Origin of the sequence: Paenibacillus solisilvae (assembly GCF_042656405.1) — a bacterium.
Taxonomy (GTDB): domain Bacteria; phylum Bacillota; class Bacilli; order Paenibacillales; family Paenibacillaceae; genus Paenibacillus_Z; species Paenibacillus_Z solisilvae.
In genome coordinates this window covers 1-1,696 of record NZ_JBHSOW010000026.1, presented here as the reverse complement: position 1 = coordinate 1,696, position 1,696 = coordinate 1, and the positions used below count along the sequence as shown (strand labels likewise).

The following is a 1,696-nucleotide window of genomic DNA, read 5'->3' as shown; positions in this document are numbered from 1 at the left end:
CGTTGAAAAAATATGGCCGTTTTCTTTCACCGACATTTACAAAACATACATGCTAGCTTGTTATTGCCCTACTCATAATGTTTCGGCTCTCCTTCCCAATACAAATATATCCTGCACATAGATGAAAGAGGCGACCATTGCAACAAGAAACGCGAGCAAGGTTCGAATGATCCGCTTCCGCACCTCTTCAAGGTGTTCCACTATATTCATCTGTGTATTACTGTCCGAACCCATGCTACTTGTTAACCTCTACAGACGACTTCGAAGACTCCGTATCGCTCTTCTTCTCATCCTCCGTATCGCCGCGTGTAGCGCCCTTAAACTCGCTTAGCGTTTTGCCGAATGCTCGTCCAAGCTCAGGAAGCTTGGCAGGACCAAATATAACAAGCGCAATAATCATCTCCTCAAAATTGTGTAGTGTAGGATCAGCCACGGCTTTATGATGCCGTGGCTGATGGTTTTCTTATAGGCCGAGCTTAAATCCAGTACGTTCCTTACACGGTGACCGCACCGTCGTAAATTTTCTGCAATCCGGGTTTGCCCTTTTCCAACAGGAAGGAAGCGCGAGTGGTGATCGGTGCTCCTGGACGGGAAACATACGGAACAATCCGATAATCCGTCTGCCAGCTGTCAGGGGTAACAATGCAGCGCACGTAGCCGCGTTGATTGTTGTAGAACTTAATATGCGGATTTTCCGCAAGCACGGCTTTTTGGGCGTCCGTGATATCAACACCGTCTCCTCCTGAGGTGATGGCGGTGCCGACAAACTCAGCCCCGAGCGTCTCGGAATCCGGATTGTTGAAATCCGCTTTAATATCGCAGGCCCAGTTGTTGTGAACGTTACCTGTAAGAACAACAAGATTGGTAAGGCCTTGCTGTTTCGCAAAATTAAGAATCCGGTCGCGGTTGGCGGAATAACCGTCCCAATTCTCCATGTTCAATTCTTCTCCGGTTCCGATCAGTAAGTCCCTCTTACAGAAAAGAACCTGCTGTGGAATGATGTTCCACTTCGCCTGCGATTGGTAGAGTCCCGAAAGCAACCATTGCTCCTGCTCTTCGCCCATAATGGACCGATCGACACTTGTGGATTCGGGGGTCGGCGGTTGTACTACGTCCTTGTCACTACTTGCCTGATCATCACGGAACTGGCGGGTGTCGAGTACAAAAACATTAGCCAGGTCGCCATAATTAAAATTTCTGTAGAGCTGCATGGTGAACCCGCTCGGCAGGGAAGAACTTCTTAAAGGCATATTTTCGTAATAGGCCTGGAATGCCGCAGCCTTGCGTGCCAGGAAAGGCTCGACCGGCTGATTATTCTCAGGGAACAGACCGGCATGGTTGTTTTCGACTTCATGGTCGTCCATCGCAACCACCCATGGGAACTTGGCGTGTGCGGCCTGCAGGTCGCTGTCGCTTTTGTAAAGGGCATAGCGGTTGCGGTAATCCGTAAGTGTCATAATTTCGGGACCATTATGGTACCGTGGGCTTGGAGTAGTTGATGCGGGACCGGGGCCTTCGTAAATGTAATCGCCCAGATGAAAAACCAGATCCAACTCTTCAGCGGCCATGTGTCGGTAAGCAGTAAAATAACCCACCGGGTAGTTTTGACAGGAAGCAAAAGCAAAAGTCATTTTCGATACGTGCGATCCGAATGCAGGCAGCGTTTTCGTCCGGCCTACGGGACTCATTTCCGAAC

The 1,696-nt window shown here is 49.6% G+C and carries 3 protein-coding genes; all 3 read right to left on the bottom strand.

What is annotated here, in order from left to right; all coding sequences use genetic code 11:
• Positions 1-72 precede the first annotated feature (72 nt).
• The gene (locus tag ACFPYJ_RS06930) at positions 73-210 is read right to left on the bottom strand and encodes a twin-arginine translocase subunit TatC (protein ID WP_379187356.1); all 138 of its coding nucleotides are present in this window, start codon (positions 208-210) and stop codon (positions 73-75) included.
• Between the two features lie 25 nt (positions 211-235).
• Positions 236-400, bottom strand: a complete 165-nt coding sequence (locus ACFPYJ_RS06925; RefSeq protein ID WP_379187355.1) for a twin-arginine translocase TatA/TatE family subunit — start codon at positions 398-400, stop codon at positions 236-238.
• Positions 401-494: 94 nt separating this feature from the next.
• A partial coding sequence (locus tag ACFPYJ_RS06920; protein WP_379187354.1) for an alkaline phosphatase D family protein occupies positions 495-1,696 on the bottom strand: 1,202 nt, incomplete at its 5' end.

Excerpts from the sequence above, each read along its gene's own strand:
- ACFPYJ_RS06930 (WP_379187356.1), bottom strand. The coding sequence starts at position 210 with ATGAATATAGTGGAACACCTTGAAGAGGTGCGGAAGCGGATCATTCGA.
- ACFPYJ_RS06925 (WP_379187355.1), bottom strand. The coding sequence starts at position 400 with ATGATTATTGCGCTTGTTATATTTGGTCCTGCCAAGCTTCCTGAGCTT.